At 63.7% G+C, this 24,596-nt stretch carries 28 protein-coding genes; 16 read left to right on the top strand and 12 right to left on the bottom strand.

Features of this window, described 5'->3' with window-relative positions:
* Window positions 1-94 precede the first annotated feature (94 nt).
* Window positions 95-1,072, bottom strand: a complete 978-nt coding sequence (locus ACSU1L_RS08140) for a hypothetical protein (RefSeq protein WP_439255381.1) — start codon at window positions 1,070-1,072, stop codon at window positions 95-97.
* 167 nt (window positions 1,073-1,239) lie between these two features.
* Here ACSU1L_RS08140 and rpsF point away from each other — a divergent pair, with 167 nt between their 5' ends.
* The 7 genes from rpsF to ACSU1L_RS08105 all read left to right on the top strand — a co-directional run bounded on the left by rpsF (window position 1,240) and on the right by ACSU1L_RS08105 (window position 6,162).
* Window positions 1,240-1,608 carry a 30S ribosomal protein S6 gene (gene rpsF / locus ACSU1L_RS08135; protein ID WP_438253718.1) on the top strand — a complete coding sequence of 123 codons (369 nt, stop codon included), beginning with the start codon at window positions 1,240-1,242 and terminating at the stop codon, window positions 1,606-1,608.
* Window positions 1,609-1,613: 5 nt separating this feature from the next.
* Window positions 1,614-2,144: a single-stranded DNA-binding protein gene (gene ssb / locus ACSU1L_RS08130; RefSeq protein WP_438253719.1), complete on the top strand. Its 531-nt coding sequence runs from the start codon at window positions 1,614-1,616 to the stop codon at window positions 2,142-2,144.
* Between the two features lie 66 nt (window positions 2,145-2,210).
* The gene (gene rpsR, locus ACSU1L_RS08125) at window positions 2,211-2,465 is read left to right on the top strand and encodes a 30S ribosomal protein S18 (RefSeq protein ID WP_017829850.1); all 255 of its coding nucleotides are present in this window, start codon (window positions 2,211-2,213) and stop codon (window positions 2,463-2,465) included.
* Window positions 2,466-2,476: 11 nt separating this feature from the next.
* Window positions 2,477-2,929 carry a 50S ribosomal protein L9 gene (gene rplI, locus ACSU1L_RS08120; RefSeq protein ID WP_438253720.1) on the top strand — a complete coding sequence of 151 codons (453 nt, stop codon included), beginning with the start codon at window positions 2,477-2,479 and terminating at the stop codon, window positions 2,927-2,929.
* Window positions 2,930-3,438: 509 nt separating this feature from the next.
* Window positions 3,439-4,812 carry a replicative DNA helicase gene (gene dnaB / locus ACSU1L_RS08115; protein WP_438253721.1) on the top strand — a complete coding sequence of 458 codons (1,374 nt, stop codon included), beginning with the start codon at window positions 3,439-3,441 and terminating at the stop codon, window positions 4,810-4,812.
* A 344-nt stretch (window positions 4,813-5,156) separates the two neighbouring features.
* Entirely contained in the window at window positions 5,157-5,630 is a 474-nt protein-coding gene (locus ACSU1L_RS08110; RefSeq protein ID WP_439255380.1) for an NUDIX domain-containing protein, read from the top strand.
* Window positions 5,631-5,811: 181 nt separating this feature from the next.
* Window positions 5,812-6,162 carry a GNAT family N-acetyltransferase gene (locus tag ACSU1L_RS08105; protein ID WP_439255379.1) on the top strand — a complete coding sequence of 117 codons (351 nt, stop codon included), beginning with the start codon at window positions 5,812-5,814 and terminating at the stop codon, window positions 6,160-6,162.
* A gap of 184 nt (window positions 6,163-6,346) precedes the next feature.
* On the opposite strand, the gene ACSU1L_RS08100 is transcribed toward ACSU1L_RS08105, so the two are convergent.
* A complete protein-coding gene (locus ACSU1L_RS08100) occupies window positions 6,347-7,255 on the bottom strand; it encodes a hypothetical protein (RefSeq protein WP_439255378.1) in 909 nt (302 codons plus the stop codon).
* 156 nt (window positions 7,256-7,411) lie between these two features.
* Between ACSU1L_RS08100 and ACSU1L_RS08095 the strand changes: the two genes are divergently transcribed.
* The 3 genes from ACSU1L_RS08095 to ACSU1L_RS08085 all read left to right on the top strand — a co-directional run bounded on the left by ACSU1L_RS08095 (window position 7,412) and on the right by ACSU1L_RS08085 (window position 9,102).
* Window positions 7,412-7,729 (top strand): hypothetical protein, encoded by a 318-nt coding sequence (locus ACSU1L_RS08095; RefSeq protein ID WP_439255377.1) that lies wholly within the window; start codon window positions 7,412-7,414, stop codon window positions 7,727-7,729.
* A gap of 90 nt (window positions 7,730-7,819) precedes the next feature.
* Complete coding sequence (locus tag ACSU1L_RS08090) at window positions 7,820-8,413, top strand: protein-L-isoaspartate O-methyltransferase family protein (RefSeq protein ID WP_439255376.1); 594 nt, start codon at window positions 7,820-7,822, stop codon at window positions 8,411-8,413.
* 38 nt (window positions 8,414-8,451) lie between these two features.
* Window positions 8,452-9,102 carry a GNAT family N-acetyltransferase gene (locus tag ACSU1L_RS08085; protein WP_439255375.1) on the top strand — a complete coding sequence of 217 codons (651 nt, stop codon included), beginning with the start codon at window positions 8,452-8,454 and terminating at the stop codon, window positions 9,100-9,102.
* A 32-nt stretch (window positions 9,103-9,134) separates the two neighbouring features.
* Here ACSU1L_RS08085 and ACSU1L_RS08080 read toward each other — a convergent pair whose 3' ends face one another.
* Genes ACSU1L_RS08080 through ACSU1L_RS08070 form a run of 3 tightly spaced genes read right to left on the bottom strand, consistent with a single transcriptional unit; the run spans window position 9,135 to window position 12,070 of the window.
* Window positions 9,135-9,836: an NADPH-dependent F420 reductase gene (locus ACSU1L_RS08080; RefSeq protein WP_439255374.1), complete on the bottom strand. Its 702-nt coding sequence runs from the start codon at window positions 9,834-9,836 to the stop codon at window positions 9,135-9,137.
* On the bottom strand, window positions 9,833-10,918 hold the full coding sequence (locus tag ACSU1L_RS08075) for an LLM class flavin-dependent oxidoreductase (protein WP_439255373.1): 1,086 nt from the start codon (window positions 10,916-10,918) through the stop codon (window positions 9,833-9,835). Before ACSU1L_RS08075 ends, ACSU1L_RS08080 begins: the two co-directional genes overlap by 4 nt.
* Before the next feature lie 36 nt (window positions 10,919-10,954).
* Window positions 10,955-12,070, bottom strand: coding sequence for an LLM class flavin-dependent oxidoreductase (locus ACSU1L_RS08070; protein ID WP_439255372.1), 1,116 nt, complete (start codon window positions 12,068-12,070; stop codon window positions 10,955-10,957).
* An 86-nt stretch (window positions 12,071-12,156) separates the two neighbouring features.
* On the opposite strand from ACSU1L_RS08070, the gene ACSU1L_RS08065 reads away from it, so the two are divergent.
* Window positions 12,157-12,639, top strand: a complete 483-nt coding sequence (locus ACSU1L_RS08065) for a MarR family winged helix-turn-helix transcriptional regulator (RefSeq protein WP_439255371.1) — start codon at window positions 12,157-12,159, stop codon at window positions 12,637-12,639.
* A 49-nt stretch (window positions 12,640-12,688) separates the two neighbouring features.
* On the opposite strand, the gene ACSU1L_RS08060 is transcribed toward ACSU1L_RS08065, so the two are convergent.
* Window positions 12,689-13,441, bottom strand: a complete 753-nt coding sequence (locus tag ACSU1L_RS08060; RefSeq protein WP_439255370.1) for an SDR family NAD(P)-dependent oxidoreductase — start codon at window positions 13,439-13,441, stop codon at window positions 12,689-12,691.
* A 131-nt stretch (window positions 13,442-13,572) separates the two neighbouring features.
* Between ACSU1L_RS08060 and ACSU1L_RS08055 the strand changes: the two genes are divergently transcribed.
* Window positions 13,573-14,523 (top strand): AraC family transcriptional regulator, encoded by a 951-nt coding sequence (locus ACSU1L_RS08055; RefSeq protein WP_439255369.1) that lies wholly within the window; start codon window positions 13,573-13,575, stop codon window positions 14,521-14,523.
* On the opposite strand, the gene ACSU1L_RS08050 is transcribed toward ACSU1L_RS08055, so the two are convergent.
* The 5 genes from ACSU1L_RS08050 to ACSU1L_RS08030 form a co-directional block, all read right to left on the bottom strand.
* Window positions 14,504-15,208: an NAD(P)H-dependent oxidoreductase gene (locus ACSU1L_RS08050; RefSeq protein ID WP_439255368.1), complete on the bottom strand. Its 705-nt coding sequence runs from the start codon at window positions 15,206-15,208 to the stop codon at window positions 14,504-14,506. The two genes, ACSU1L_RS08055 and ACSU1L_RS08050, sit on opposite strands and share 20 nt — an antisense overlap.
* A gap of 16 nt (window positions 15,209-15,224) precedes the next feature.
* Window positions 15,225-15,962, bottom strand: coding sequence for a GOLPH3/VPS74 family protein (locus ACSU1L_RS08045; RefSeq protein ID WP_439255367.1), 738 nt, complete (start codon window positions 15,960-15,962; stop codon window positions 15,225-15,227).
* Window positions 15,963-16,064: 102 nt separating this feature from the next.
* Window positions 16,065-16,664, bottom strand: a complete 600-nt coding sequence (locus tag ACSU1L_RS08040) for a small multidrug efflux protein (RefSeq protein WP_439255366.1) — start codon at window positions 16,662-16,664, stop codon at window positions 16,065-16,067.
* Window positions 16,665-16,750: 86 nt separating this feature from the next.
* Window positions 16,751-17,500 (bottom strand): MerR family transcriptional regulator, encoded by a 750-nt coding sequence (locus ACSU1L_RS08035; RefSeq protein WP_439255365.1) that lies wholly within the window; start codon window positions 17,498-17,500, stop codon window positions 16,751-16,753.
* 8 nt (window positions 17,501-17,508) lie between these two features.
* On the bottom strand, window positions 17,509-18,411 hold the full coding sequence (locus tag ACSU1L_RS08030) for an alpha/beta fold hydrolase (protein WP_439255600.1): 903 nt from the start codon (window positions 18,409-18,411) through the stop codon (window positions 17,509-17,511).
* Window positions 18,412-18,630: 219 nt separating this feature from the next.
* Here ACSU1L_RS08030 and ACSU1L_RS08025 point away from each other — a divergent pair, with 219 nt between their 5' ends.
* Window positions 18,631-21,372 (top strand): ATP-binding protein, encoded by a 2,742-nt coding sequence (locus ACSU1L_RS08025; protein WP_439255364.1) that lies wholly within the window; start codon window positions 18,631-18,633, stop codon window positions 21,370-21,372.
* Window positions 21,373-21,459: 87 nt separating this feature from the next.
* Complete coding sequence (locus ACSU1L_RS08020) at window positions 21,460-21,897, top strand: VOC family protein (RefSeq protein WP_439255363.1); 438 nt, start codon at window positions 21,460-21,462, stop codon at window positions 21,895-21,897.
* Here ACSU1L_RS08020 and ACSU1L_RS08015 read toward each other — a convergent pair whose 3' ends face one another.
* Window positions 21,898-22,125: an RNA-binding S4 domain-containing protein gene (locus ACSU1L_RS08015; RefSeq protein ID WP_439255362.1), complete on the bottom strand. Its 228-nt coding sequence runs from the start codon at window positions 22,123-22,125 to the stop codon at window positions 21,898-21,900.
* Between the two features lie 140 nt (window positions 22,126-22,265).
* Between ACSU1L_RS08015 and ACSU1L_RS08010 the strand changes: the two genes are divergently transcribed.
* Together ACSU1L_RS08010 and ACSU1L_RS08005 are read left to right on the top strand one after the other, a co-directional pair.
* Window positions 22,266-23,504 (top strand): MFS transporter, encoded by a 1,239-nt coding sequence (locus tag ACSU1L_RS08010; protein ID WP_438253736.1) that lies wholly within the window; start codon window positions 22,266-22,268, stop codon window positions 23,502-23,504.
* Window positions 23,501-24,502, top strand: a complete 1,002-nt coding sequence (locus ACSU1L_RS08005) for a DUF2804 domain-containing protein (RefSeq protein WP_439255361.1) — start codon at window positions 23,501-23,503, stop codon at window positions 24,500-24,502. The genes ACSU1L_RS08010 and ACSU1L_RS08005 overlap by 4 nt, the downstream gene beginning before the upstream one ends.
* The last annotated feature ends 94 nt before the right edge of the window (window positions 24,503-24,596 follow it).

Here is a 24,596-nt window from a genome sequence, read left to right as displayed (position 1 = left end):
GGGCCGCGCCCGGGGTTGAGCTCGCGAGAAACAGTTTCCCGCATGAGAAACGTCGTAGGAACACCTGTCTCATGCAGGAAACTGTTTCTCGTGGTCAGCGGTTGATCGTGTCGGCGTCCCAGTGCAGGCTCGCGCCCTCGGGGATCGGCAGCGCCTCAAGCGCAGCATCCGCGCAGAGCGCTTGAATCAGCGCCGCCGAGCCGGCGACGATCGTGGAGTCGTAGTCGATCTCGCTCACCATCACCCAGGCGCGGTCAGCCGGCCACAGGATGCTGGGATGCTGCGCCTCCGGCGCGAAGCCGTGCTCCTCAGCCGGACGGTCGCGCCACGGCACACCGAGCACCCAGTCCGGGTCGGCGAACACGGCCGGGGCGGCGGAGAAGAGCACGTGATCGCGGCTGGGGAGGGAAAGCCGCTGGCCCTGTGAGATCTCGTCCGAGACGATGCCAGGCTGCCACTTCGCCTTGCGGAACGGGTTGTTGAAGCGGTCGTGGAAGCTCTGCTGCAGAACCTGCGCATGTGCCGGGTCGTCCGTGAACTCGAGGAAGGCGCGACTTGAGGTCTCACCGAAGTGTCCGACGAACCCGCCCCATCCTTCCCAGATCGCAGCGAAACCGGCATCCGGGGTCGACGTGTGCACGATGAGGTGCCGCGCGATGGCGGCGAGCAGAGTCGGTGGAATCTCTCCCTCGAAGGGCGACGTGAACTCGCGGCCATCCGGAGCGATGCGCGTGCGCCAATCGCCGTCCGGCGGGGTCTTCACCAGACGCTGCCACTGGGCGAGCGCGTGCATGGTGGTGCCGAAGGCGTCGGCGGTCTCGGCCCAACTGGCTGGCGTATCGACGAACAGTTCGCTGAGGCGGGCGTGCTCGGCATCCGGCATCCGGTTCCACTCGTCCATCGTCGGAACGGCACGATCCGGCAGTGAGCGCACCTGCGCGGGGTGGAAGACGCGCGCATAGGCCTCAAACCCGCTCGGAACAACACTGTGCATCGTGTTGTTCTCGGCCAGATCCTTATTGAGCCGCTCGCGCAGCCAGTCGCCGACAGAGACGTCCGAGATCCACTCCATACCGTCCACGCTATCGACCGTGTTCGCGACACGCCCGCGATTCCGTTAGACTGTTCAGGTTGTCTGTCTATCGGCCCGCATTCGGCGGTCTGCGGCGGACACGTGCACACACCCTCCTGCTCTCGGGAAATTCCCGGAAGCCGTTCTAGTCCGAAGGAGGTGGGTAAGTGACGCACCAGTACGAACTCATGGTCATTCTGACCCCCGAGATCGACGAGCGCCAGGTAGCCCCTACGCTCGACAAGTTCCTCAAGGTCATCACCAACGATGGTGGCACTGTGGACAAGGTCGACATCTGGGGCAAGCGCCGTCTTGCATACGAGATCCAGAAGAAGACCGAGGGCATCTACGCCGTCGTCAACTTCACAGCAACGAGCGAGACCACACAGGAGCTCGACCGTCAGCTGGGCCTGAACGAGCAGATCATGCGCACTAAGGTTCTTCGTTCAGAAGAAGCTCAGGCGATGGTTGCTTTCGAAGCTAAGCGCTCCGAAGAGAAGGCTGCTCGCAAGGCCGCCAAGGCAGCGAAGGCCTAAGACTCATGGCCGGCGAAACCGTCATTACCGTTGTGGGAAACCTCACGGCCGACCCCGAGCTGCGTTACACGCAGAACGGGCTGCCGGTGGCGAACTTCACCATCGCATCTACCCCGCGCAGCTTCGACCGTGCCGCGAACGAGTGGAAGGACGGCGACGCGCTGTTCCTCCGTGCGTCCGTCTGGCGCGAGTTCGCTGAGCATGTGGCGGGTTCTCTGACCAAGGGCATGCGTGTTGTCGCGCAGGGGCGCCTGCGTCAGCGCTCCTACCAGGACCGCGAAGGCAACCAGCGCACGTCGATCGAGCTGGAGGTCGACGAGATCGGCCCCTCGCTTCGGTACGCGACAGCGCAGGTTACCCGTGCGGCTTCTGGCGGTTCTGGCGCGGCTTCCGGCGGTGCCGGTGGCGGCGGTGGACAGGTGCGTCCCGCGCAGCAACAGCAGGCGTCGTCAGAGCCGTGGTCTACCCCCGGCTCGTCGACAAGTGCGGATGCGTGGAGCACTCCGGGCAGCTTCGGCGACGACACCCCGTTCTAAACAACTTCTGGATCCGGACGCTTCGCTCGTTGAAGTGACCGGCATCCGCTCATCAAAGGAAAAACCATGGCTGGAAAGTCGAGCGGCGACCGCCGCAAGCCGCGGAAGGGTGGCAAGCCCACCGCTCCCGCGAAGTCGATCCGGGTTGGCGTCATTGACTACAAGGACGTCGCAACCCTTCGCAAGTTCGTCTCGGAGCGCGGCAAGATCCGCGCCCGTCGTATCACCGGTGTTTCGGTGCAGGAGCAGCGTCTGATCGCCACCGCGATCAAGAACGCACGCGAAATGGCGCTCCTGCCCTACGCTGGCGCAGGCCGGTAAGGGGTAACGACATGGCAAAGCTGATTCTCACGAACGAGGTTGCCGGGCTCGGAAGTGCCGGTGACGTTATCGAGGTCAAGAACGGGTACGCCCGCAACTACCTCATCCCGCAGGGCTACGCCACGGCGTGGACCCGCGGTGGTGCCAAGCAGGTCGAGTCGATTCAGGCTGCCCGCAAGGCTCGTGCGATCCACGACCGCGACGAGGCTGTGGCTCTCAAGGACGCGATCGAGGGCGCGAAGGTTCGCCTGGCTGTCAAGGCCGGCGCTACCGGACGCCTGTTCGGTTCGGTCAAGACCGACCACGTTGCCACTGCTGTTGAGGCTGCTGGCATCGGTTCGATCGACAAGCGCAAGGTGACCATCACCGCGCCGATCAAGTCGACGGGCATCCACGAGGCGACCGTGCGTCTGCACGACGACGTCGTGGCCGTCATCACCCTTCAGGTTGTCGCGGCCAAGTAGTCCGCAACACCTTCGCAGAACGCCTTCTACCCTCGGGTAGGGGGCGTTTTGCTGTGTGTTGGAGGTGTCCGTGCGGGGTGACAGGGGTGGATGCCCCCGGAAAATAGGGAACGCGCCCGAGAAAATCAAGACTTGACTTCTCCCCAGGTTGTACACATCCCACACACTCATCGCTCAACCTTCAATCAGGTGTTTAAACAGAATCTCATCCACAGGCTGGGGAAACTCTAAACCGCTGATCAGAGCGAATAAATCGGCAAAAATCCACCTGTCACCACAGGGTTATCCACACCTGTTTTACACAGACACTCCCACGTTCTCCGCAAACTGTCCACAGGGTTATCCACAGGCCATGTTGCGTGTGGATGAGGTCGCTCGTAGCGTGGACGAGCGACCAGATGTCGGTGGTGTGTGGTTCGCTCATTTCGACCGCAGAGGACACCGCGGTCGCAAGGGTTGCGGGCCCGATCCCGGGCCGCATCAGCCACCAGCGCACCGAAGGGAGCACCGTGTCGATTGCCGACATCTCGGAGGACCGTCTCGGAGGACAGCGCAAACCGGAGCGCGTGCCGCCGCACGACCTCCTCGCCGAGCAGAGCACCCTGGGCGGAATGCTTCTGTCGAAGGATGCCGTCGCCGATGTGATCGAGACGCTCAAGGGCGCCGACTTCTACATCCCCAAGCACGAGCTCATCTTCGAAGCGATCCTCACCCTGTACTCGCACGGTGAGCCCACCGACGTTGTCGCAGTCACTGACGAGTTGATCAAGACCGGTGAGCTGGGACGCGCCGGTGGCGCCGACTACCTGCACACGCTCACCTCGATCGTGCCGACCGCGGCGAACGCCGGGTACTACGCCGGCATCGTCGCCGAGCGCTCGATCCTGCGCCGCCTCGTCGATGCGGGCACGCGCATCGTGCAGCTTGGCTATGACGGCCAGGGCGATGCGACCGATCTTGTCAATAACGCGCAGGCCGAGATCTACGCGGTCTCCGGTACGCAGACCGCGGAAGATTACGTTCCGCTGACTGTTGCGGTGGATGCTGCGATGGAAGAGATCGAGGCGGCCAGTGGCCGTGACGGCTCGATGACGGGCGTGCCCACCGGGTTCAAAGAACTCGATGAGCTGACGAACGGTCTGCACGGCGGTCAGATGATCGTCGTGGCAGCGAGGCCCGCTGTCGGCAAGTCGACGCTCGCGCTCGATTTTGCTCGTGCTGCGGCGATCGGGCACAACCAGCCCGCAGTCTTCTTCTCCCTCGAAATGGGCAAGAGCGAGATCGCGATGCGTCTGCTCAGCGCAGAGGGCGCGATTCCGCTGCAGCACATGCGCAAGGGATCGCTCGATCCGCGCGACTGGACGACGGTCGCTGCGACCCGCGGACGCATCAACGACGCGCCCCTCTTCATCGATGACAGCCCGAACATGACGCTGGTCGAGATCCGTGCGAAGTGCCGCCGCCTCAAGCAGCGCGAGGGCCTGCGCCTGGTCGTCATCGACTACCTGCAGCTGATGACGAGCGGCAAGCGCGTCGAGTCGCGCCAACAAGAAGTCTCGGAGTTCTCGCGTGCGCTGAAGTTGCTCGCGAAGGAGTTGCAGGTGCCGGTCATCGCACTGTCGCAGCTGAACCGTGGTTCTGAGCAGCGCACGGACAAGAAGCCGCAGATCAGCGACCTTCGTGAGTCCGGGTCGATCGAGCAGGATGCCGACATGGTGATCCTGTTGCATCGTGACTCGGTCTACGACAAGGACATTCGCCCGGGTGAGGCCGACCTGATCGTAGCCAAGCACCGTAACGGCCCGACCGCGACGATCAACCTGGCATTTCAGGGTCACTACTCAAGGTTCATGGATATGGCGCCTGGCGGGGACTTCAACTGAGCGTAGGTTCCGCGTATAGATTGCGGATTCCACGCGACTTTGCGGACGATTCTGCGAATCCGCAAACTAGCGCGGAATCGTTGCGGTGACGTACTGTCCCTTCTCGCTCGAGTTGACAGCGACCGAGACGCGAAGCCTCCGGAATCTGTGACGAACGAGACCACCCGGTGCCGACGACTTGTCTCACGAGACATGTCAGTAGTTGCGTTCCGGACTCACGCCTCGACTTGTCTGCCGGAAACGTCGCGCGGCCCGTTTCGGCAACCACTTAACTGGCGGGTTGGACGGACCTCGAGCGACGATCGGTGACCTGCCCAAAACGACCGATTTCGGCAGCCGCGGGGATGAAGCTGGATGATGGAGACATGTCGGTTAATCGTTCCTACATTCGCGTCAAGGCCATGCTGGTTGTACCTGACCCCGATGGCTCTCGTCATCTCGTTAGCGTCAACGCCCCAACCGTGGAGAATCCGGCTGGATATCATCGGCTGGTCGGAGGGAGTGTCGAGCTAGGCGAGACGCATCGGGAGGCGATAGTCCGCGAAGTGAATGAGGAGCTTGGAGCGCGCATTGTTGGTCTCAACCACCTCGGCATGATCGAGAACATCTTTCGCTTTAACGGAGAGGTCGGTCACGAAATCGTCGCTTTGTACTCCGGCACGCTCGATCCGACACCTGCCGAAGAAGGAGGGACACTCACCGAGTCAGACGGTTCGATAGTGCCTGTGGTGTGGCGCCCATTCGACGACGCGGGCCTCACTGTGCCTCTATATCCCGCCGGGGCCAACGATTGGATTCGCTCTTCGCTCAACGCCTAGGAGGTCCGCACCCACACGGCCCAAGGTGTTGCGGTCAACGTCATCGGCGGCCGAGCGTCGCGATCCGCTCAAGCTGCCATAAACGATCGTTTGCGGCGGTACTGATTGATGCGTGACCGACCGTAGACGGCCACAGTGAATAGGCTTCGGTCGTGTCGGTACGCAGAGCAGTAGAGGCAAGGTGCTGCGTGCATTCCTTGCTGAGCAACTGGCCAACGGGGCGATCCTCCTCATCTCAGAACTTGACGGTGCGGCCGCCGGCTACCTGCTCGCAGAAATTAGTGCGCGACCGGCGAATCCATTCCGGCATGCGTCCAAGAGCCTGTACGTGCACCACATCGCGGTTGACCCTGCCCTGCAGCGTCGGCGCATCGGTCAGGAACTGATCGACGCTGCTGTGGCTATCGGACGAGCAGAGAGCGTTGATGCCATGAGACTCGACTCGTGGTCCTTCAATACGAGCGCTCACGCATTCTTCGAGGCGGAGGGATTCACGCCACTCAACGTGGTCTTCGAGCGAAAGCTGCTCTGACAGCCAGCAGCGGCAGCTCGGGCGCACCGAACCCGTTGCCGAAGGCCGGTTCTGGAGAACCTTTGCGGCATCCCGTTCCGCCAACGCGGTGCGACCGCGCCTGCTTCCGGACGAAGTTTCGGACAACCTCGACCAGGAAGCGCTGCGGTACTGAATGGTCAGCCGCTTACGGTCGGCGGGAGCTTCAGTTGGACCGCGGATCCGAACCAGCCTCGCTTTTCGGCCTCGGTGGCAATGACTCGACCCAGTCTTCAACGGCAAGTGCTTCATTGCTGCCTTCAGCGAGCACCTCGACCTTGGGGTTTACGTCGTTGCCCCAGAGACTCTTGCGCCAATCCTCGGCATCGGTCATGCCGTCACCGGGCATGATCACGATCAGTTTTTCGATCGTCGGAAGGTTCCACATGACGCGATTCAGTCGTCTTCCGAGCACCTTCAAGGTGCTTTCGTTCCACGCCGACATCTTCTCAAGTACCAGCGTGGGCTGATCGCCCTGGCGCACCAGATGATCGACCACCGGCGGTTGCCCCCGGCCGCTTCCTGTACCCCCGGGGACGCGGGCATTCTTCTCGACCGTCGCCACTCCCGCTCCCTGCTTAAGCGAAGACAGCCATGCGGGGTCTTTGGCTTTCGCGACGGTGGGGCGTGCCTCGGTGGTCGGCGCACTTGATTCCGGATCCAGATCTGCCTCCTTCTGCGCATCTTTGAAGGCCTTAGTGTTGCCGCTCATGTTCTTGAGCTGTTCCTCAAGCTCCACGACGGTGTCGTCGTCGACGGCTGCCCGCAACGTGCGGAGGAACTCAGACATTTCGTCTTGGTCAAATTCAAGCGGGACACCGGCTATCTCAAGCATCTTCGGGAGGCGTCCGATCACCATGAGCGCGAGGAAGAGCGCCGCGATGATCACGAGGGCCGTGCCGCCGAGTTCCGGAGAACCGTTGCGCAGTAACAGCAAGGCTCCCCCCGCGGCAGACGCGATCCCCAGCACCCCGAACAGAACGCGCTGGTATGTCGGAATCTCTGCGGCCCCGCGCCTTCCGATGGGCGGCGTCTTTGCGCCCGATGCTCCTTTGGCCACCGTCTGCTTCGTCATGGTTGCACCCTATCGGTCGCGTGTCTGCGCTCGTGCTGGTTGCAAGCGCCGAGGGCACGTTTCCAGCTGGACCTTAGGTCCGCCGCTAGTCGGCACCCTCACTCGGTAGTTCCGGTGCGCACACCCCGCGCAAGCGTCCTTGATAGCTTCGAGAACATGGTCTTGTACGGTGGAGTCGCGGCAATAGTCGGAGTCGTGCTGTTCCACGTCGCGCTCGGGATGACCCTGCGAGCGAACCCGGTCACCAAAATCCTGTTCCACCGAAACGCCGCGGCCATCCCAAGCGGTTCAGTCGCGCTGCGCGCCCTGGGCGCGGGTCTCATCGTTCTCGGAGCGGTTCTGCTCGGCACGATCGCCTGGTACTGGCCTTTCATTGTTGTCCTGACCGGCCCGGTCGCGGCGTTGATAGTCATCACCCTCCACAACCGGAAAGTCACGAACCGGTCGGCAGGACGCAACGCCGTCGCTCAGTAAGACCCCTCGCCGGGCGAGCCGGAAGCCGCTGCCGAAGCATGCGTCAGGGAGGCGTTCACGAACGCAGTCGTCCGGCGTAGAATCCGCCGCATGCCCAACATCATGGTCAGTGACGAGACACGCGAGCGCGTGCGCGCCGCGATGATCGCTATCCCGCGTGCCGACTTTCTGCCGGATGCCGTTCGGCACCTTGCCGACTCCGATCGTCCGGTTCATATCGGGTGGGATGCCACGAACTCGCAGCCATCGACGGTCGCGCGGATGCTGGATCTGTTGGCCGCGCAACCAGGCGATCGCGTGCTCGATGTCGGCAGCGGCTCCGGCTGGACGACCGCGATCCTCGCCCGCATCGTCGGCCCAAGCGGCACCGTCATCGGAGTCGAACGGATTCCCGAGCTGGTGCAGTTCGGACGGGAACGACTCGAGGCGACCGGTGTTGATGCCAGCATCGAAGCTGCGACCGTCGGAGTCCTCGGTCTTCCGGCATCCGCCGCGTTCGATCGCATCCTCGTCTCCGCCGATTTCGAGCGGATGCCCGATGACCTCGTCTCGCAACTGGCAGAGCAGGGGCGCATGATCGCCCCGATCGGCGGCCTGATGACAGTGGTCGACAGGCTCGACGGTCGCGTACGCAGCCGCACGGATGCCGGACTCTACAGCTTCGTCCCGTTGCGCGACGAGTGAGATTTCAGCCGCGGGTCCCGGGCGAGTAGTGTTCCCGCATGGAACTGGAAGACATCTGGCCGCTGTTCGGGCTGGAGATCACGACTCCGCGGTTGGTGTTGCGGCCGGTCAGGGACGCCGATCTGCCCGGACTCGCGCAGGCCGCGCTCGACGGTGTTCATGAACCCGAGCGCACGCCGTTCAGTGTCCCGTGGACCGACGCCGATCCCCGCGATCTTCCCCGAAACCTTGCCGCGTTTCAGTGGAGCTTGCGCAACCGCGTCGCTCCGCACCACTGGACCGTCGCATTCGCCGTCCATTTCGAGGGCCGCGTGGTGGGGTCGCAGGACCTCTCCGCGTATGACTTCGCCAGTCGGCGCACGGTGGGCACGGGATCCTGGCTCACCCAGTCGGTGCACGGCCGCGGGCTGGGAACTGAGATGCGCGCAGCGCTGCTGATGTTCGCATTCGATGTGCTCGAGGCCGAGTGGGCTGAATCGGGCGCCGCGAGCTGGAACGAAGCATCCCTCACCGTCTCGAAGAAGCTCGGCTACGAGCTGAACGGAGTCACCCGGGTCTCGCCGCGCACCGGAGAACCCGTCGACGAGCAACGGGTGCGTCTCGAGAAGTCATCATTCGTCAGGCCCGAATGGTCCATCACGGTGCGCGGAGCCGAGCCCGCCCTCGCCCAGTTGGGGGTGCATGGGTAGTGGGGTGCCGGGCGCGGGACGAGCTGGCCGGTTCAGAGCGCGGTGCGAGTGGGAGAGCGCTCGGCGGCGGCGAGGTCGATGAGTTCGCGAAGATCATCGATCGGGAGGTTGGCGCCGAACGTGGGGTTTCCCGGCTGTAGGAGGACACCTGTGGCAAGTGGCCCGGTGATGATCGGGTCGAACCCCAACACGTCGATGAACTCTCCGACGCGTATGAGGTCGATGTCCCGGTCCCCGGCTATCGCAATGGCCTTTCGGTCTGCGGAGTCGGCAGGCTGGGCCTCTTCCTCAAGGTCGTGGTACCCCATGTGGTTCAGCGCCTTCACGACGCGTGAGCCGGAAAGAAACTCTTGGACGATCTCGCTCGTCGACGTGCGCGGGTCATTCAAGTCGTCTCTGATGCCATCCGTCTCCCACCAGTAGTTCATGGCGTCGATCACGAGCTTGCCTTCGAGCTCGGCCACCGGAATGCGGCGGTACTTTCCAAGAGGGAGGGCGAGCACGACTATGTCGGCCTCTCGGGCAGCCTCTTCTGGGCGGACGGCGGTCGCCCCCGGCACGAGTACTTCGATCGTGAGCGCGATCCGCTCTGGGTCTCCAGAGCCGGCGATGAGCACGCGGTAACCTGCGCTGACGGCAAGGCGGGCAAGTGCCGTGCCGACCTTGCCAGCTCCGAGGATGCCGATGGTCGTGCCGCCGCGGGAGTTGGTGTCCATATCGCTCCTCTCATTCATCGCCGAAAGGCCTCTCCGGTCACGGACGATCGTGCGGGCGTCTCAGCAAGCAGTTCACGCACCATCGGGATCACCTTGCTGCCGTACAGCTCGACGGTGCGAAGGCGTGCGCTCGCGGACATCGCGCCGCCGGCTGAATAGATGAGGTCGAACCGACCGGCATCCAGGGTGCGGATGGCGCTCGCCATCTTTCGAGCGACAGTCTCCGGCGAGCCGATGTACAGCGACCCGTGCTCAACGTCGGCCTCGAAGTCGGAGCGAGTCAGGGGCGGCCAGCCGCGCAACGCACCGATCCGGTCTCGGACCACCTTGTACCCGGGGTAGAAGATCTCCTTCGCCTCTTCGTCTGTCTCGGCGATGAAGCCGGGGGAGTGCATACCCACCGGGTAGGCAGTGGTGCCCAGCTGCTCGGTCGCCCGCCGATACAGATCGACATACGGGGAGAAGCGGGCGGGTGCGCCGCCGATGATGGCGAGCATGAGCCGGAACCCGTAGTGCGCTGTGCGGAGCACGGACTGCGGTGAGCCACCGACGCCCACCCACGTGCGCAGCCGGCCCGAATCCGTCTTCGGGAAGACATCCGCCTCCTGCAGCGCGGCGCGTGTCGTCCCTTCCCAGGTGACGGGCTTCTCGTCGAGTAGGGCGTGGAACAGGTCGATCTTCTCTTCGAAGAGCAGCTCGTAGTCGGAGAGGTCATAACCGAAAAGCGGGAAGGACTCCGTGAAGGATCCTCGCCCAAGGATGATCTCCGCGCGCCCGTTCGACAGAGCGTCAACGGTCGCGAAGCGCTGGAAAACTCGCACCGGGTCGTCGGAAGACAGTACAGTGACGCCGGATCCGAGCCGGATGCGCTCGGTCGCCGTGGCGATCCCCGCCAGCACAGTCTCCGGAGAGGAGATCGCAAATTCGGGGCGATGGTGCTCTCCGATCGCAACCGCGTCGATTCCCACGTCATCGGCGAGTATCGCTTCCGCCACGGTGGCGCGAATCGCTGCACCATATGAGACGACATTGCCCTGGTCATCGCGGGGCAGGTCTCCGAACGTATCGATGCCGAACTCGAGCTGGGTGAAGTCGCTCATGATCTCTTTCTTCTCGTGATCTCAGGTCTCGTGATTTCAGGCATGGACGGCTTTGCCGCCCTTGACGATCTCTTCAGGAGCGCGTCCGGTGAGGTGCCATTCGCTGGGATTCTCGTCGAGCAACTCGCGCACTCGAGGCGCGACGCGCTCGCCGAAGAGGCGGATGCTGTGCTCACGAGCGCCCTTCGGCAGATGCAGCAGGTCGTACTTCAGATCGAAGCGGGACAGATGATTGGAGCGGACGTTGCTTGCGACCTTCTGCGCCACCGTCTCTGGTGATCCGACGAACAGCGCCCCGGTGTCGACCTCAATCTCGTACCGCTCGGCGGTGGGCGGGTAGAACCCGCGCTCCTTGCTCAGTGCGGTGACAACGGGCTGCCAGTACTTCCAGTGCATGTTCTTTGCTTCCTCATCGGTGTCGGCGATGAAGCCGAGGGAGTGCTGACCGATCGGCAGTTCCGCTCGTCCGAACTGCGAGAGAGCGCGCAGATACAGCTCGGCGTGCCCGGCGAAGCGGTCGGGGCGTCCGCCGATGATGGCCATCATCAGTGGCAGGCCGTGCCGTGCCGCGCGGACGACGGAATCGGGGCTCCCGCCGATTCCCATCCACGCGGGGATCCCTCCCTGCGGCATCCGCGGATGCAGGCGCACGTTCTCAAGTGGCGCACGATACTGGCCCGTCCAGGTGACACGATCCTCATGCATCAGCCGCAGGAACAGGTCGAGTTTCTCGTTGAAGATCTGCTCGTACTCGGCGATGTCGTATCCGAACAGCGGAAACGACTCGATCGCCGATGCGCGCCCGAGCACCAATTGCGCCCGTCCGTTGGAAAGGCCATCAACGGTTGCGAACTGCTGATAAAGCCGGACCGGGTCCTGCGTCGAAAGGACGGTTACCGATGTTCCCAGCTGGATGGTCGATGTGGCCTGCGCCGCGGCGGCGAGGATCACGGGAGTGGCCGCGTCGACCATGCCCTCCCGGTAGTGCTCCCCGACGCTGAACACATCGAGCCCGACCGACTCTGCCAGCTGCGCCTCATCGACGAGCAACCGGAGCGTTTCAGCATCCGACAGCACTCGCCCGTCGTCGGTGGCGATGTCGCCGAAGGAGTTCAGTCCGAACTCGATGTCACCGATCTGAATTGCCATCATCAGCGCCCTTCTCGTCATCGGGCCATCCGAGTTGACGTGTCAATGCTGCAACATGGGTATTGACGTATCTATTCCAGGGAGACGAGATGGCCGAGAATCACCGGACGATGCCCACGCGAGAGCAACTGCGCATCTGGCGGGACTACATCGAGACGGCCAACACGCTGCGCGCACGCCTGGACAGTCGTTTGCAGAGCGAGTCGTCGCTGTCGGCGGGGGACTATCAGGTGCTGCTCGCTCTGACAGAGGCGCCGCGGCGCACTCTGCGGTCTTCGGAGCTGGCGGCGCTGATCGGATGGGAGCGCAGTCGACTTTCGCATCACTTGGGACGGATGGAGAAGCGCCGGCTGATTGGGCGAGTGCCCTGTGTTGACGATGTGCACGGAGTGGATGTCACCGCGACGGAATCTGGTCGAGCGGCCTTTCGGACCGGATCCGTTCCGCACCTGCGAGCGGTGCGCGAGCTCTTCGTCGAGGCTCTCACCCCGCAGCAGCTCGCTCATCTCGATGACATCTCCGCCGCGCTTCGGCGGCATCTGGGCGTGGATGGCCCTGTCTCGAAGGAGTGATGGTGGCGGCGTTACGGCACCAGGTGAGCACTCAGCCGCCACGCATCTGTTAGGTCTGATTCTCTCCACCGTCGACGTAGAGGTTCGCGCCTACGACGTAGCTGCTCTGTTCCGAGGCCAGGAAGGCCACGACGGCGGCCGCTTCCTCAGGCCGGCCCATGCGGCCCTTGGCCACGGTCGCGGCGACATTCTCCATAACGGCTCGGGCGGTCTCTTCGTCCCCGAAAGCGGCGGTCCCGCCGGGAGTCTCGATCCAGGCTGGCGAGATCACATTGACACGGATGCCGCGGTCCTTCAGCTCGGTGGACCACGTTCGCGCGAACGACCGAACGGCTGCTTTTGACGCGGCGTATGCGCCGAATGCGTCCATGCCTCGGTCAGCCGCGGTTGAACCGGTCAGGATCACTGATGCCCCATCGTTGAGCAATGGCAGTGCCTTCTGCACGGTGAAAAGCGTGCCGCGGGTGTTGATCGCGAAGGTCTGATCGAAATGTTCCTCTGTGGTCTGTTGCAGGGTCGCGAACGCTCCGATCGCCGCGTTCGCAACGAGCACGTCCAGGCCTTTCCCCCGTGTCCGGACCGTCTCGTATAGGCGATCCAAATCTGCCATCACGGCGATGTCGCCGACGACCGCAGTGGCTCGATCTCGTCCTATGGTCTCGACGGCCGCTTCCAGCTCGGCCTTGCGCCGACCGGTGATGAATACGTGCGCGCCTTCGTCCGCCAGCCGAACACCGGTGGCCAGGCCGATCCCTGTGCTGCCGCCTGTGACGATTGCAGTCTTGCCCTCAAGTTGTCCCATGTGCGTCTCCAACACTGTGTGTCTCCGTCACTCTCGGTCGATGTGATCAGCACCCATACTGCAGGGGAAATAGGTACTATTGATCAATAGAAGTCCACCATTCTTTACAGATCGTCCATAGGGGGTGCTCGATGCTCGGATTTCAGGACCCTATGGCCGACGCGATCGGCCTGCTCCGGCCCCGCACGGTGGTGGGACCCAATCTTCGCGCCGCGGGGGATTGGGCGTTACGGTTCGACACGTTCCTGCACGTGCGCATTGGCGGTCTTGTGCGAGGAACGTGCTGGTTAATCCTTGATGGGCACGAACCCGTGCTCCTGAAGGAGGGGGATACTTTTCTGCTGGGCAACCCGCCGTCCTACGTGCTGGCCAGCACGCTCGACGCGACCCCGCGTCCCGCGGAGCCGGTGTGGGCTGATGCCGAAGACGGGTTTGTGCGGATTGGCCAGGAGGTCGAAGAAGACCTCTACCTCTGCGTCGGACACATCGGATTCGACGACAGCAACGCTGCGCTCCTCACCGATCTCTTGCCACCGCTCGTGATCGTGCGTGCCGCTGACCCTCAGGGTAAACGGCTCGCACAGCTGATCGATCTTCTTGCCACTGAAGTCACGATCGCCGCAGTCGGCGGCGCACTCGTGCAGAATCACCTTGCTCAGATCCTGCTTGTGCACATGCTGCGCGTTCATGCCGGTCAGACAGACCGCCCCACAGGGTGGCTGGGTGCTCTGAACGAGGACGGCATCGGTAGCGCGCTGCGCGCGATGCACTCGGACGTGGCGCACTCCTGGAATCTCACAGAGCTCGCCGGAATCAGCCATATGTCGCGCTCCGCATTTGCCCAAGCCTTCAGAAGCAGCGTGGGGGTGCCGCCGTTGGAATACCTCATCCAATGGCGTATGAGTCTCGCCCGTGATGCTCTCGCTCGCGACACCCTGTCGATCGCTGAGCTCTCACGTGAGACCGGGTACCGGTCTGAGAGCGCGTTCAGCACCGCATTTCACCGCGTGATCGGCGTCTCTCCCGCGCAGTATCGGACCCAGGCGCGCCAGTTGACGAGACCTACCGCGGCCGGAAATTGACAGTAGCGCCCTGTGTGCGCCGACGCTCGAGGTGTTCCTCTTTCGCATGACGGGTTGTCCTGTCAGAAGCAGCGAATGAGCGTCCGATCTCGTGAGCCTGTACGAGTGCCGCTTCTCGATTCGGCGCGTTGTGGTCGCCTTCTACATCGTAAATTAGATGGCTTTCGACATCGTTGATTCCGCAGTAGGCGAAGATGCCGACGTCCAACTGTGTGCGCATCGCGTCGTCGTAACCGTACTTTTCGTACGTGGTCTGTTTCGAGCCGCCGACACCGATGAGCACTGTGGGTGTCGATGGAAGGAGCCCGTGAAGCGGCGCTCTGCCTCGGTCCTCGACTCCCCTACCGTATTGGTATGCCCAACCCGCCGTGAACACCCGCTCTATCCACCCCTTCATGAGGGCGGGCATCGACCACCAGTACACGGGGAAGACGAACGCGAGTCGGTCAGCCTCCTCGACCCGTCGATGTATTTCTTCGATCCCGGGCGGGACTGGACCACCCCAAAAATGGGCGTGATCCTCCGCGGTGAACCTCGGATCGAACTGCTCTCGGTGCAGGTCCAGCACGTCGATCGTATGGCCCGCCCGCATGAACGGATCATGGAAGGAATCCATCACAGCCGCGGGGTACCTGTCGCGGAAGGGGTGGGAAAAGATAGTCAGCAGATGCATGACGAGGTCCATTCAGAGCGATAAGCGGTCATCCGCGAGGTAACACGGCTGCGGCGACGACGACACTGTTCACGATCGTCGCTGTGACGGTACGCGTCACAGCGTTCGTCACAGCATCCGCGCCCCAGTTTCCTGCCGTGAGCTCCGCGGCGCGCGTGATCATCGGAGATGTCCACGGGATATCGCGGTCGAACTGGGGCAGGGTTCCGCTCCCGTAGAGCAGCGCCGCGAGCGCCGCGACGCGGGGTGTCGCCGGTGCTCCGTCGACGAGCACGGCTCGGACATCGGCGAGCAATTTGTCACGGCGGTGTCCGTTGCCATCCTTGAGCGCGGAGCTGTTGAATAGGCCCAATGTCTTGCGGGCCACTCGCTGAATGTCTCCGCGTTCGACGAGTCGGTCCAGCAGCGGCTCCCGCAGAGTGGGGCCTACCGCAGCGAGCACGGTTTGCACACCTCGCGGCTTCTCTGCGACATACTCCCAACTGGCACGAAGTAGGTGGTCAGCCGGCGGGCTCTCGGCGATGGCCTCCACAATCGTCCCCCCGGTTCGTCCGCTGCCGGTCCGAACGTGCTCACCGAGGGCGAGGTCGGTGAGCACGGCGCCCGCGAGCACGTAGTACAGCGTGCCCTCACCGGCGATTGCCCCGATCCCGGGTTGAAACAGGAGAAGCAACAGGTCTTCTGCCAGCGTCGGATTCCCAGACAGCGCTGATTCATCTGTACTTTTCGAGGAGGCCGGTTGTGGGCCTCTAGGCACGTCAATCATCGAGTCGGTTCCCTTCAGGTCGATGGATCTGGTCGGTGGTAGGGCTATGTCGCCCGGTCGAAGTTGGTACATCGTGTAGTTCCATTCCATGCGCACCCCGGCTCACACCAGGAAGACGACCGTGAGAGCGAGCCAGGCCGAGACGCTGGAGATCGTCGTCCAGAGAACGATGGCCGCAGCCTGCCAAAGCAGGACCCACGCTCGGGGTGATCCGCTCGCAACAAGGATCGCGGACGTGACCTGGGTGGGGAGCGCCAGCGGGCCGAGGAGGCTCGCACCGGGAACTCCGAAGCGAACGAACCAGTTGTTGAGGCGTTCGCGGCCCTTTGCGCGGCCCTTTGACTCGGGTTTGGTAGATGTCGCTGCCGCCAGTTGCTGCGCTGTTGCGGGCTGGCTGCTGCCGAATGCCGTGGATTCCATGGCCCCCGCGGCCGCGTTGACCCGTTCCCTGCGGTTGACGATGGCGCTGCGTGCCCGCGACGTGAGAAGCACCGTGAGGAGGACTGTGGCGAAGTTTCCCGCGGCGCCGGCGAGTCCCGCGACGACCGGGTTGAGTCCGCCGACAATGCCAATCACGGCAGCGATATCCCCTTCGATGGCGGGGATCGCGCCGGCAAGCATGATCACTAGTGGCTGAATAATCTCGGGCACCTGGGCCACGAGATTTTGGAGGTTGCTGATGAGATCCTGGAAGAAGTTCATGATCTGGATTTCCTTTCTTGTCGTGTCGATAAACCCGAGCGGTTCTCGAGTTGACCCTTATTAGAAACCGTGTTCTCAGAACAAGGTCAAGTCGCTCCGGGGTGCATGTGCTGGCCGGCGTCGCGGGCGAGGATGCCTGCGCGAGCGAGGACATCAATCTGGGCAGGGTTGTAGAGCTCCGCAATCGCCTCGATGAATGTCTGCTGCGTCACGCGCTCGCTTTTCGACAGATGCCCCGCCGGGTCTGAAAGCCATGGATAATCGATCAGGTTCCGTGCGAGCGCAGGTGCAAGCCGTTCGGCGAGCCGCTGCCGGATCGCTTCATCCGCATCCGCGGGAAGTCGTTTGATCTCGTCCCCGAGAGCATCGGTATCAGCATCCACCTCCACCATGCGCCGCAGATCTGCGAGCGCGTCCTCGTCGTAGAGCTGGGTGTAGATGTGGACGATCGAGCTGTCCGAATCAGACAGGTGCGCTGCCACCGACGCGAACCCCGAGGGCGCATCGGCCGGTGCGTCATCGCGCAAGATCTCAGCGATATCAGCCCGCACCTGTTGCAGACGCGCGATGCGTGCCGCCAGTTCCGCGTCCACCGCGCGCAACGCATCCGGCATGCCCTCATCGCTCGCGCCGACGGGCCCCACCTTCGCAAGCGGTACTCCCAGCTCGACCAGTCGTCGGATTCGGAGTACGCGCACGAGGTGGTGCACCCCGTATTGCTTGTATCCGTTGTGCCTGCGTTCAGGCTCGTCGAGCAGGCCGAGCCGATGGTAATGCCGAATAGTGTTCATCGTCGTGCCCGCCATGTCAGCAAGCTCGCGAGTGCTCCAGGCCATGACGTCTCCTAGACCCTTCCGGGTACTCTCAGCAGAGTCTTGTCGGAGACGTCTCTGTGCGCTTCACGGGTCGAGTCGAGGAATGCGAGCAAAGCCACGTTGACCTCTTCAGCGTGTGTCCACAGCAACCCATGCGGGGCACCGTCAACTTCGACATACTGTGCGTCGGGCAGCGCCTGGCGGAAGCGGTGGGCAGTGGCGTCGATAGGGAGGATCCTGTCGGCGGTGCCGTGCAGAATCAGGCTCGGCTTGCCACTGGCGCGGACTGCGGCAACATCGGTGCGGAAGTCCTCGATCCACGAGGGGACGACGGCGTAGGCTGCGACGGGAGAGCTGGAGATGGCGACATTCCAGCTCGCGGTAACCGCCTCCATGCTGATGCGACTGCCCAGATTCTCGTCGAGGTTGTAGAAGTCGGCGAAGAACTGCGAGTACCAGGCGAAGCGATCGCTTCTCGCGGCTGCTTCGATTTCGTTGAAAACCATCCGCGGCACGCCCCCGGGGTTATCGTCGCGCGCGACCAGGAAGGGCTCCAGCGAAGCGAGGAACGCAAGCTTCGCGACCCGTTCGTGTCCGTGTCTGGAGACGTAGCGGGCGAGTTCGCCCGTGCCCATCGAGAATCCGACGAGCACGGCCTCGTGGAGGTCGAGGCTTTCCAGCACGTTGTGTAGATCGTCCGTGAACGTGTTGTAGTCGTAGCCGAATCCGACCTTTGAGGACCGGCCGAAACCTCGACGATCATAGGTGATGACGCGGTACCCCGCGGCGAGCAGTACGCGCGTCTGACGCTCCCAGCTGTGTCCGTCTAACGGATACCCATGGATCAGGACTACGGGCTGACCTACCCCCTGATCCTCGTAATAGAGCTCGATCGGCGTGCTGTTCTCAGTGCCAACGGTGATGATTCCCATGTTCTCGTCCGTTCTGTGGTTCATTTCGGATGGATGACGTGCGGCAATTCAGTCGCGCCAGTTCGTCGTAATGTCAGGCTCGCACCGCAGGTGCGGCGTTCGCGTCGGTAGAACCTCCGCTTCCTCAGTCGGCGCGCGGCCGGCTACAGCTGGCTTGCACTGTTCGCATCGGTGACAGTTGCGTAATATGAGCGCCAACGTGCTCTGAGAGGAGCTGCCTTGGTCGACCTGTTGGGCCGACGCGCCGAGCGCGAAGCAGTCGAAGGGCTCCTCTCCGACGCGCGAGCGGGGCGAAGCGGCGTGCTTGTGGTGCGCGGGGAGGCCGGGATCGGGAAGACTGCGTTGCTCGAATTTGGCCGTGATACGGCGGCTTCATTGGGGTTTCGCGTGGAGTCTCCGATCGGCGTGGAAGTTGAGTCGCAGTTCGCGTTCGCCGGCCTCCACCAACTGTGTGGGCCGTTACTGGATCGCGTCGATGCGCTACCCGAACCTCAACGGGCTGCCCTCGGTGTGGCATTTGGGCAACGGGACGGCACCGCACCAGACCGATTCCTGGTCGGGTTGGCCACACTCAACCTCCTCGCTGAGGTTGCAGAGGAAGGTCCGCTGGTTTGTCTCGTTGACGATGCGCAGTGGCTCGATCAAGCGTCCGCGCAGGTACTAGCGTTTGTGGCGCGGCGGTTGGCGGCTGAGCGTCTGGCGTTGGTGTTCGCGTTGCGTGACCAGTCGGGCGGTGAGTCACTCGCTTTCGCTGGTCTGCCCGAACTGCAGCTGCGCGGACTCGGCGAGACTGATGCGCGAACGCTGTTTGCCGGCGTCATCCACACACCCGTGGATGGTCGGGTGCGCGACCGGATCGTGGCCGAGGCGCATGGCAACCCTCTGGCGCTGCTGGAGTTTCCTCTGAGCGCACCGTTAGCACAACGCGCCGGCGGCTTTGAACTGCCTGACGTGGCGAGCGTTCCCCGTCGCATCGAGGACAGCTTCCAGCGCCGCTCAGGTGGCCTGCCGCCTGAGACACAGATGCTGCTGCTGGTTGCCGCGGCCGACCCAACCGGCAGCACGGCACTTCTGCGGCGTGCTGCTGCGCACTTGGGGATCGACCCGCAGTCAGCGGCAGCTGCCGAAACCGCCGGATTGCTGGAGATTGACACGCGTGTGCGGTTCCGGCATCCGCTCGTGCGCTCCGCGGTCTACCAAGCCGCGACGCCCCCGGACCGCCGACAGGCGCACTCCGCGCTCGCTGCCGTCACCGAGCCGGGGACAGACCCAGACAGGCGTGCCTGGCATCGCGCACAGGCGGTACTGGGAACCGACGAGGATGTCGCCACGGAGTTGGAGCGTTCTGCCGACCGTGCGCGTGCACGTGGAGGTCTGGCCGCCGCCGCTGCGTTTCTTCAGCAAGCAGCCGAGCTGTCTCCGGAGCCGATCCACCGTGCCAGACGGGCACTGGAAGCAGCGCACGCCAAGCATCAGGCCGGTGCCTCTGAGGCCGCGCTGACATTGCTCGCGCTAGCGATGACCGGCCCACTGGATGCCCTGCAGCGCGCACGTCTTGAGCGGCTGCGTGCCCAGGTCGCGTTTCACCTCACGCGTGGGCGGGACGTGCCGCAGATGCTGCTGGACGCTGCTCAGAAACTCGCGCCGCTGGACGCTGCTCTGTCTCGCGAGACGTATCTTCACGCGCTCGACGCGGCGATTATTAACGGCGGCCGTGTTGCGGCAAGCATTGCCGAGGCGGCTCTCGTAGCTCCCGAACCAGGGATCCCCATGCGACCCGTGGATCTGCTTCTGGACGGGATCGCAGTGGCAGTGAGGCGGGGGTTCGCCGAAGGCATCCCCAAGCTTCGGCCCGCGCTGGAGGCGTTCCGCGACGCCACGGCCGAAGATAGTGTGCCGGACGATCACAGCCGCTCATGGCTCTGGCTGGCGGGTCGAGTCGCCGTCGGAATCCTCGAGGATGATCTCGCCCATTTATTGGCTGCCCGCAACGTCGACTTGGCGCGTTCTGCCGGTGACCTGACCGCGCTCCCCGCCGCCTTGAGCTTCCAGGCCAACGTCCTGGTCATCAGCGGTCAACTCTCTCACGCCAGCGGACTGGCCGCAGAAGCGACCGCGATCAGTGAATCGACCGGTGGTGTGCCGCTACGTCACGCACACGTTATCTTGGCCGCCTGGCGTGGCGATCGCGCTGCGGCGACCGAGTTGAACGAGCTGACGTCCCATGATGTCAGCTACCCCAAAGACGGGGTCGAGGTCGCCTTGGCAAAGTACGCGATGGCGGTGCTCCACAACGGGCTCGGTGAGTATTCGCTCGCGCAGGAGGCTGCCGCATGGGCGCGCGATTCAGGCGAGCTGTCGCTAAGTACCACGGCCCTTCCTGAGCTGATCGAGGCATCCGTTCGCTCAGGTGACCCCGATCGCGCGGCGCTTGCTCTCGAGCAGTTGAGTTTGCGCGCGCGTGCTTGCGGGACGTCGTGGGCCCTCGGTCTCGAGGCACGTTCACGGGCGCTGACTATCAGCGGGCCCGCCGCTGAGGAACACTATCTCGAGGCGATTGCGCGCCTCGAGGAGTCACGGCTGGCCGCGGAAGCCGCGCGTGCCCACCTCGTCTACGGAGAATGGCTACGCCGTGCAGGGCGACGTCAGGACGCCCGGAAGCAGTTGCGCACCGCTCATGACCTGCTGTCGAGCATGGGCGCAGAGGCATTTGCCGCGCGTGCGGAGCGCGAGCTGAACGCCACCGGGGAGTTTCCGCGCAAGCGGACCGCCCAACCTGCCGACGAGCTCACATCTCACGAGCTGCACGTGGCGAGGCTGGTCGCCACGGGCGCGACATCTCGGGAAGTTGGGACGCAGCTGTTCCTGAGCCCGCGCACGATCGAAGCCCACCTGCGCAACATCTTCCGAAAGCTCGGTATTACGTCCCGCCGGCAACTCCGAGAACTGTCACTTCTCTGACTCGACCGTAGGTATCCTCGCAGCCGTGCCCATCGGAATCGTCGCATCCCCTGGTGACGTTGGACGGTCCTCGGTAGCGTTGGCCGCATGTCCATCAGGTTCGAGAACGTCGGGATCGCTGTGCGCGACCTCGAAGCGACGATCGCGTTCTTCACAGACCTCGGACTCACCGTGGTCGGACGCGACACCGTCAGTGGCGAATGGGCCGATACGGCCGTCGGGCTCGACGGCAATCACGCGAAGATCGCGATGCTCGAGACGCCAGACGGCCACGGCCGCATTGAGCTCTTTGAGTACATCCACCCCGAAGCGATCGAGACCGAACCCACTCTTCCCAACGAGATCGGCATGCATCGCGTCGCCTTCTCCGTCGACGACATTGACGAAGCGCTCCAGGTCGCGGCCCGACACGGATGCTACCCGCTTCGAGGTGTCGCGAACTATCAGGACGTCTACAAGCTCACTTATCTCCGCGGTCCGAGCGGGATTCTCGTGATGCTCGCCGAGGATCTGACGAAGGGCTGATCAGGGCCTCACGCGAACCGTGCGCCCCTCGAACGACACCAGATCGCCGTCGTGCAGCTGGCGTCCGCGCCGCCGCTCCTCTTCGCCATTGACGCTGACGTACCCGTCGATGATGACCTCTTTGGCGTCGCCGCCGGAGTCGAGAAGTCCCGAGAACTTCAGGAACTGGCCGAGGCGGATCATTTCGCCGCCGATGGAGATATCGGCGATCGGGTCGGTGCTGGTCACTCCTGAATGTTATATGGCGATACGTGCCATCCGTTTTGCAACGTGGCATTTTCGGGCATACTGTGAGTCTCGCACTCGCTGTGCCCGACGGTGAGATGCGTGAGGCGCTGCGGCGATGAAGCCGCGGAGGAGGAAGACCCATGAGCACTGTGCTGCCCGCACCACCGCGTACGACCGACCGTCGATTGATGACGTGGCTGTTCGTCATGAACGCCGCACTCCTGGCTTGCTACGCGAGTTTCATGGTCATCTTCATCCCCGACCAGGTGCAGCAGATCGACCCGGCGAACAAGGTCGCCAACCTGGCGATCGTGATGACTGCCGCCTCGATCGGTGCGATCATCATCCACCCGCTCATCGGCGCGTTCTCCGACCGCACCCGCAGCCGCTTCGGCCGGCGTGCGCCGTGGATGGTCATCAGCGCCGCCACCGCTGCGCTGTGCATGGTGCTGCTCTCCGGCGCCGGCCAGCTCTGGACACTCGGCGTCTACTGGGTGCTCGTCATGCTCGCGTTGAACGCGGTCGCCACCGCGCAGGCCGCAATCGTCCCGGACCGCATCCCGCGCGAGCGCTTCGGGGTGGCATCGGGAGTCCTGGCGATGGGGACGTTCGTCGGAATGGGCCTGGGCGTCGCCGGCGCCGGATTCTTCGCGAACAGCATCGGCATCGGCTACGCCACCTTCGGTGCGGTGATCCTCGTGGTCACGCTGCTGTTCACCATCTTCAACCGCGACTTCTCCTCGCGCGATCTTGAGGTTCCGCGCTTCAGCTGGAAGGAGTTCTTCGCGAGCTTCTACGTCAGCCCGAAGCTCTACCCCGACTTCTGGTGGGCGTTCGCCGGCCGCTTCCTGCTGATCCTCGCGTACCAGAGCGTGCAGTCGTACCTGCTGTACATCCTGCGCGACTACATCGGCGTCTCCGATGCAGAATCCACCGCTCTGAGCACGCCGCTGACCGCCGTGATGCTCGTTGGTGCCCTCGCGACAGCATTCATCACCGGCAAGATCAGTGACCGGATACAGCGCCGCAAGATCTTCGTGATCGTGGCGTCGCTGATCATGGCCGCCTCGCTCGCTATTCCTCTGTTCGCACCGAGCATCGGCGGCATGTTCGCGCTCGCGTCGATCTTCGGACTCGGTTACGGCGTCTACATGAGCGTCGACTCAGCCCTGATGAACGAGGTGCTGCCCAAGGCGGAGGCAGCCGCGAAGGACCTCGGCATCCTGAACATCGCCACGACTCTTCCCCAGGCGATGACCCCGGTGATCGTCTGGGCCCTGATCGCTATCACCGGCAGCTACACCGCGGTGTTCATCGCCGGCATCGTGTTCGCGATCGTGGGCGCACTGTCGGTCATTCCGATCAAGAGCGTGCGATGAGCGATCACGAGATCACCGAGCCGGTTCGGCTCACCGATGATCGAGGGCGGTTGAATCCGGCATCCATCGGGTGGGCGAGACAGCAACTGCACGACACCGACGGGGTCGGACGCGGATGCTACGGCTGGGGTCGCACGAAACGTTGGGAGTATTGGGGGATCGTCACCCCGACGCACATCTTCGCACTCACGATCGGCGGGCTCGACTACGCGAACGTCCGCCAGGTGTGGGTGCTGGAGCGCGCGACGCTCACCGCGATCGACGCCTTCGAGATCTCGCCGCTCGGCCGCGGGCTTTCGATGACCGGAACCCACGGAGCCGGAGTGAACACCTCGCGCGGGCGCACGATAGATCTTCGTTTTGAAGATTCGGATGCCGGCACCAGACTGCTCGCGAGCACTCCGCGCGTGCAGGTCGAAGTGCTCGCGGAAACCCGCCCGGGGCACGAGGCGATGGGGCTGGCGTCACCGCACAGTAGGTTCCTCGTCGACTACACGGTCAAGGACGTCGACCGCCCCACCAGCGGAACGATCACGATCGACGGCGTCCGGCACGATGCATCCGGATTCGCCGTGCTCGACCATGCCCGCTCGCGCGGCCCATACCGCACGGACTGGAACTGGGGCGCCGCCGTCGGCGAGGTGGATGGCAAACGGATCGGCATCAACTTGGGCGGGGGAGGACCAGACGGCCTCCGCAATGGCATCTCGCACACCGGCGTGACGATCGACGGCCGCGTCCATAAGATCCCCACAGTGCTGGAGTGGGAGTTCGATCCGTCGAACTGGATGGCGCCGTGGCGCATGACCACCGACCGCATGGAACTGACTTTCACGCCCTTCTATGACCGCTATGCGCGCACGAACCTGCTGCTGATCCGCTCGACGACGCACCAGTGCTTTGGAGTCTTCACCGGTCGGGTGCAGACCGATGAGGGCGAATGGCTCACGATCGACGGCCTGGAGGGCTGGGCAGAGGACGTGCACAACCGCTGGTGAGGCGGGGCGCGTTGGCACGCGCTGCCGAAGTTGCGAGCGCGCCACAGATGATGCAGTATCTAGATACAAAATGTATCTAGATACTAGGGGTGGG

This window comes from Microbacterium sp. A94 (genome assembly GCF_051842855.1).
Taxonomy (GTDB): domain Bacteria; phylum Actinomycetota; class Actinomycetes; order Actinomycetales; family Microbacteriaceae; genus Microbacterium.
This window is presented reverse-complemented; position numbering and strand designations above follow the sequence as displayed.